General features: G+C 68.7%; 3 protein-coding genes and 1 pseudogene. All 4 read left to right on the top strand.

What is annotated here, in order from left to right:
- Nucleotides 1-1046: 1046 nt before the first annotated feature.
- The 4 genes and pseudogenes from KB893_RS18075 (at nt 1047) to KB893_RS18060 (ending at nt 5821) form a co-directional block, all read left to right on the top strand.
- Nucleotides 1047-1391, top strand: a complete 345-nt coding sequence (locus KB893_RS18075; protein WP_211926890.1) for an endonuclease domain-containing protein — start codon at nt 1047-1049, stop codon at nt 1389-1391.
- A 773-nt stretch (nt 1392-2164) separates the two neighbouring features.
- Nucleotides 2165-4846 carry a pyruvate dehydrogenase (acetyl-transferring), homodimeric type gene (gene aceE / locus KB893_RS18070; RefSeq protein WP_211926889.1) on the top strand — a complete coding sequence of 894 codons (2682 nt, stop codon included), beginning with the start codon at nt 2165-2167 and terminating at the stop codon, nt 4844-4846.
- Between the two features lie 190 nt (nt 4847-5036).
- Nucleotides 5037-5396 (top strand): annotated as a pseudogene (locus KB893_RS18065) (Fic/DOC family N-terminal domain-containing protein); the annotation flags it as partial.
- A 53-nt stretch (nt 5397-5449) separates the two neighbouring features.
- On the top strand, nt 5450-5821 hold the full coding sequence (locus tag KB893_RS18060; RefSeq protein ID WP_211926887.1) for a hypothetical protein: 372 nt from the start codon (nt 5450-5452) through the stop codon (nt 5819-5821).
- The last annotated feature ends 307 nt before the right edge of the window (nt 5822-6128 follow it).

Raw genomic sequence — 6128 nt, 5'->3', positions numbered from 1 at the left:
GCCGCGCCCCCACCCCAACCCTCCCCCGCTGCGCGGGAGAGGGGGTCAGAGCCGACGCGCCACGCTTTTCGCCCCTTCCCCCGCCTGCGGGGGAAGGTTGGGATGGGGGTGAGGCGCGGAGCGCACCGGGCGTCCCCGGACGAGCAAAAGCTCCGCGGCTGCGCCGCGCCCCCACCCCAACCCTCCCCCGCTTCGCGGGAGAGGGGGTTAGAGCCGACGCGCAATGCTTTTCGCCCCTTCCCCCGCCTGCGGGGGAAGGTTGGGATGGGGGTGAGGCGCGGAGCGCACCGTCCACCGCGGACGAGCAGAAGCTCCGCGGCTGCGCCGCGGCCCCACCCCAACCCTCCCCCGCTACGCGGGAGAGGGGGTTAGAGCCGACGCGCCACGCTTTTCGCCCCTTCCCCCGCCTGCGGGGGAAGGCTGGGATGGGGGTAAGGCGCGGAGCGCACCTGGCCACCCCGGACGAGCAAAAGCTCCGCGGCTGCGCCGCGCCCCCACCCCAACCCCTCCCCCGCTACGCGGGAGAGGGGGTTAGAGCCGACGCGCAATGCTTTTCGCCCCTTCCCCCGCCTGCGGGGGAAGGCTGGGATGGGGGTGAGGCGCGAAGCGCACCTGGCGTCCCCAACAGCGAGAAGCCCGCGGCTGCCGCCGCGCCCCCACCCCAACCCTCCCCCGCTACGCGGGAGAGGGGGTTAGAGCCGACGCGCAATGCTTTTCGCTCCTTCCCCCGCCTGCGGGGGAAGGCTGGGATGGGGGTGAGGCGCGGAGCGCACCGGGCGTCCCCGACAGCGAGAAGCCCGCGGCTTCGCCGCGCCCCCACCCCAACCCTCCCCCGCTTCGCGGGAGAGGGGGTCAGAGCCGACGCGCAATGCTTTTCGCCCCTTCCCCCGCCTGCGGGGGAAGGTTGGGATGGGGGTGAGGCGCGGAGCGCACCTGCGTCCTCAACAGCGAGAAGCCCGCGGCTTCGCCGCGGCCCCCGCCGCTTGCACAAGCCGCCCAAATCGGCCAGAAACGCACGCTCCACCCGGATGCACGGACGCGTCCCCATGCGGCACCCCCACCTGACGCCACGCGCACGGACGCTGCGGCGGAACATGACCGACGCCGAGCGCCGCCTGTGGTCGCGCCTGCGTGCCAACCAGCTCGCCGGCCACCGCTTCCGCCGCCAGCATCCACTCGGGCCCTACATCGTCGACTTCGCCTGCATCGAATCGCGGCTCGTCGTCGAACTCGACGGCGGCCAACACCTCGACTCCCCTGCCGATGCGCGCCGCGACGCCTGGCTCCGCCAGCACGGATTCCACGTGCTGCGCTTCTGGAACGACGACGCCCTGCTCCGCACCGATGCCGTGCTCGAGCACATCCTCCGCACCGTCGGCCACGCGCCCTGACGAGACCGCCATCCCGCTCCTGGCCCCTTCCCCCGCCTGCGGGGGAAGGTTGGGATGGGGGTGAGGCGCGGAGCGCACCTGCGTCCCCAACAGCGAGAAGCCCGCGGCTGCGCCGCGGCCCCCACCCCAGCCCTCCCCCGCTTCGCGAGAGAGGGAGCTGAAAGGCAACGCGCCTCCCCGCCCTCCCCGATCCGCGGGAGAGGGGGCCACAACATGCGCCGCGCTCCTGGCCCCTTCCCCCGCCTGCGGGGGAAGGTTGGGATGGGGGTGAGGCGCGGAGCGCACCTGCGTCCCCAACAGCGAGAAGCCCGCGGCTGCGCCGCGGCCCCCACCCCAACCCTCCCCCGCTGCGCGGGAGAGGGAGCTGAAAGGCAACGCGCCTCCCCGCCCTCCCCGATCCGCGGGAGAGGGGGGCGCAACACGCGCCACGCTCCTGGCCCCTTCCCCCGCCTGCGGGGGAAGGTTGGGATGGGGGTGAGGCGCGAAGCGCACCTGGCGTGCCGGACGAGCAGAAGCTCCGCGGCTGCGCCGCGGCCCCCACCCCAACCCTCCCCCGCTGCGCGGGAGAGGGGGCTAGAGGCAACGCGCCGCGTAATCACGCACAACGCTGCGTTCCCGCCGTCCCCGCTGGAGCAACCCACCCCTACGCCGGCGTAGGGCCACAGTGGCCTGCCACGCTGCGATAAACTCGGCGGTCGGGCCGGGAACCGGCCGATCTCCCCATCACTGCAACAACGCCCGCGCCGGATCCGGGTGGCGTTCGGAGAACACGCATGAACTGGCTCAACGACATCCTCGCCGACGACCGCGACCCCACCGAAACCCGCGAATGGATCGACTCGCTCTCGGCCGTCATCCAGAACGACGGCGCCGAGCGCGCGCACCAGCTGCTCGAGGGCATGGTCGAGGTCACGCGGCGGGCGGGGGCGTTCCTGCCGTTCCAGCCGACGACCGAGTACGTCAACACCATCGCCCCGCACCTGGAGGCCAAGAGCCCGGGTGACGCGGCCATCGAGTGGCGCATCCGCTCGATCATCCGCTGGAACGCGCTGGCCATGGTCGTGCGCGCCAACCGCAAGCCGGGCGACCTGGGCGGGCATATCGCCTCCTTCGCCTCGGCGGCCACGCTCTACGACGTCGGCTTCAACCACTTCTGGCGCGCACCCTCGGCCGACCACCCGGGCGACCTGCTCTACATCCAGGGCCACTCCAGCCCGGGCATCTACGCGCGCTCCTTCCTCGAAGGCCGCATCAGCGAGGACCAGCTCAACCACTTCCGCATGGAAGTCGACGGCAAGGGCATCAGCTCCTACCCGCACCCCTGGCTGATGCCGGACTACTGGCAGACGCCGACCGTCTCCATGGGCCTGGGGCCCATCGCCGCCATCTACCAGGCGCGCAACTGGAAGTACCTGGAGGCCCGCGGCCTCATGCCCAAGAGCGACCGCAAGGTGTGGTGCTTCATGGGCGACGGCGAGTGCGACGAGCCCGAGAGCCTGGGCGCGATCGCCGCGGCCGGCCGCGAGGGCCTGGACAACCTGGTCTTCGTCATCAACTGCAACCTGCAGCGCCTGGACGGCCCGGTGCGCGGCAACGGCAAGATCATCCAGGAGCTGGAAGGCCAGTTCCGCGGCGCCGGCTGGAACGCCATCAAGGTCGTCTGGGGCAGCTACTGGGATCCGCTCCTGGCCCGCGACACCTCCGGCCAGCTGCGCAAGCTGATGATGGAAACCGTCGACGGCGAGTACCAGAACTGCAAGGCCTTCGGCGGCGCCTACACGCGCGAGCACTTCTTCGGGAAGTACCCGGAGACCAGGCAGCTCGTCGCCAACCTGTCGGATGAGGACATCTGGCGCCTCAACCGCGGCGGCCACGACCCGCACAAGGTCTACGCGGCCTATCACGCGGCCTCCAACCACAAGGGCCAGCCGACCGTGATCCTCGCCAAGACGGTGAAGGGCTACGGCATGGGCAAGGCCGGCGAGGCGCTCAACCCGACCCACCAGACCAAGAAGCTCGACGAGGAGGCCGTGCGCGCCTTCCGCGACCGCTTCAACATTCCGGTGGACGTGGACAAGCTCAGCGAGGTGCCGTTCTACCACCCGGGCGAGAAGTCCGAGGAAGTGGAATACCTCAAGGCGCGCCGCGCCGCGCTCGGCGGCTTCCTGCCGCAGCGCCGCCGCAAGGCCGACGAGAGCCTGAAGGCGCCGACGCTCGACAAGTTCGACCGCCTGCTGCAGGCCTCCGGCGAGCGCGAGATCTCCACCACCATGGCCTTCGTGCAGGCGCTCAACATCACCCTGCGCGACAAGCAGGTCGGCCCGCGCGTGGTGCCGATCGTCGCCGACGAGGCGCGCACCTTCGGCATGGAGGGCCTGTTCCGCCAGCTCGGCATCTACGCCACCGCCGGCCAGAAGTACAAGCCGGTCGATCGCGACCAGCTCATGTTCTACCGCGAGGACGCGGCCGGCCAGGTGCTGGAGGAAGGCATCACCGAGGCCGGCGCGTTCGCCAGCTGGATGGCCTCGGCCACCAGCTACAGCACCAACAACCTGCAGATGCTGCCGTTCTACATCTACTACTCGATGTTCGGCTTCCAGCGCGTCGGCGACGCCGCCTGGCAGGCGGCGGACATGCGCGCGCGCGGCTTCCTGCTGGGCGCCACCGCCGGCCGCACCACGCTCAACGGCGAGGGCCTGCAGCACGAGGACGGCCACTCGCACCTGCTGGCCGGCGCCATCCCCAACTGCCGCGCCTACGACCCGACCTTCGCCGGTGAGGTCGCCGTGCTGCTCCAGCACGGCATGCAGCGCATGCTCGAGGAACAGCAGGACGAGTACTGGTACCTGACCCTGATGAACGAGAACTACACCCACCCGGCGCTGCCGGAGGGTGCGGCCGAGGGCGTCATCAAGGGCATGTACCTGCTGAAGGACGCCGGCAAGCCGAAGAAGAACGAGCTGCGCGTGCAGCTGCTGGGCTCCGGCACCATCCTGCGCGAGGCCATCGCCGCGGCGGAACTCCTGGACAAGGACTTCGGCGTGACCGCCGACATCTGGAGCTGCCCGAGCTTCACGGAACTGCGCCGTGACGGCTTCGACGTGGAGCGCCACAACCGCTTCCACCCCGAGGCCGAGCCGAAGAAGGCCTACGTCACGGAACTCCTCGAAGGCCGCCAGGGCCCGGCCATCGCCGCGACCGACTACGTGCGCGCCTACGCCGACCAGATTCGCGCCTTCGTGCCGATGAAGTACACGGTGCTCGGCACCGACGGCTTCGGCCGCTCCGACACCCGCGCCAACCTGCGCCGGTTCTTCGAGGTCGACCGCTACTACATCGCCCATGCCGCCATCGCCGCGCTCGCCGCGGAGGGCAAGATGAACGGCAAGGACGTGGCGCGGGCGATCAAGGAGTACAGGATCGATCCGGAGAAGGTGAATCCGCTGACCGTGTGAGACGAAAAGCCCCGCTCAGGCGGGGCTTTCGGTCCTTCACTCAAGGGCGGAGGCCAAGACTGAATCTCCCAGAGTCAGAAGATGCCTTCGTGAGGAAGTTCGCTCTCTCCTCCGCACCTCATGTCGAAATTTGTTTCTCTTTTCGACATGAGGTCCCCATCATGTCGACGCCATCGACATGAGCGCCCGAATGGATCCCCGGCTGCCCTTCAACGACCTGCCACCGCTGCCGCCCCCGGTCGAGCTGGAAACCCGTGACCTGCTGAAAGCCTGCATCGCTGCCCATACGGCGCTGGCCTCGCTGCGTCAGGCCACCGGCCATCTGCCGAACCCGGCGGTGCTCATCAACACCATCCCGATCCTCGAGGCGCAGGCCAGCTCGGAGATCGAGAACATCGTCACCACCACCGACGAGCTGTTCCGTTTCGCCGAACACGCCGACGCCGCCAGCCATGCCACCAAGGAAACCCTGCGCTACCGGACGGCCCTGTGGGAGGGCTTCCGTTCGGCTGTCGTGCGGGGGACTAGATCTGCGCGGATCTGCAGCAGATTTGTTTTCAGATATTTGGGGGCTAGAGAGTGCGTAACCTAGGGATACTACTCATGATGATCGGCGCCGCGTGGGCCATCATTGTTTTCGCTGCGATGCCGACCACAGTACGTGTCCCAGCTCCGCAGCCTGAAGTGCTTCGGGAATTCCTTCCGCTTGAAGTGCGGGAGGTACATAACGTCGGGCTCATGCACAGGAAGAGCAACCACCTCATGCTGGCCGGAATAATGTTCATTGGCGGCTGCATCCTCGCCGGAGCAGGTGCGCTTTCATCCGGAAAACACAACAGGCAACGCCAACACCACACGCGCCGCCGCCACAGCCGCGCGCATCAGAGCGAAGGTAGCTCGGGCGGGCCATCAAGTTACTCTTACCGGGAACTTGTTCAGATGAACGAAAAAGCAGAAAACAAGCAGGCGCCTTGACTGATTCACCAGCAGCGAGAGAAGCAGGTTCATTTCCACTTGAAGCGGAACCAGCGATCCCCGGCGCCCGGCATCATCGTTACGGCCGATCTTCTCCAACGCTCATTCGCTTAATGGTTCAGTTTCATTTTGCATGGCGAACGGGCCGTCCGCCAACAGGAAGGCATAGCTCCATCGCCGTGACCTGCCCCCAGCAGCCGTACCACCAGTTACTGGGAGAGTCCGGGGTTGAAGGGTACTGCGGATGTGGCGGTTTGGGTTCGGTGGTTGGCGGCGAACTGTGCCGGCGGGATGCGGCCGCAACTGC

It is taken from the genome of Coralloluteibacterium stylophorae (assembly GCF_018122625.2).
GTDB classification, from domain to species: Bacteria; Pseudomonadota; Gammaproteobacteria; order Xanthomonadales; family Xanthomonadaceae; genus Coralloluteibacterium; species Coralloluteibacterium stylophorae.
This window is presented reverse-complemented; position numbering and strand designations above follow the sequence as displayed.

Excerpts from the sequence above, each read along its gene's own strand:
- KB893_RS18075 (WP_211926890.1), top strand. The coding sequence starts at position 1,047 with ATGCGGCACCCCCACCTGACGCCACGCGCACGGACGCTGCGGCGGAAC.
- aceE (WP_211926889.1), top strand. The coding sequence starts at position 2,165 with ATGAACTGGCTCAACGACATCCTCGCCGACGACCGCGACCCCACCGAA.
- KB893_RS18060 (WP_211926887.1), top strand. The coding sequence starts at position 5,450 with ATGATGATCGGCGCCGCGTGGGCCATCATTGTTTTCGCTGCGATGCCG.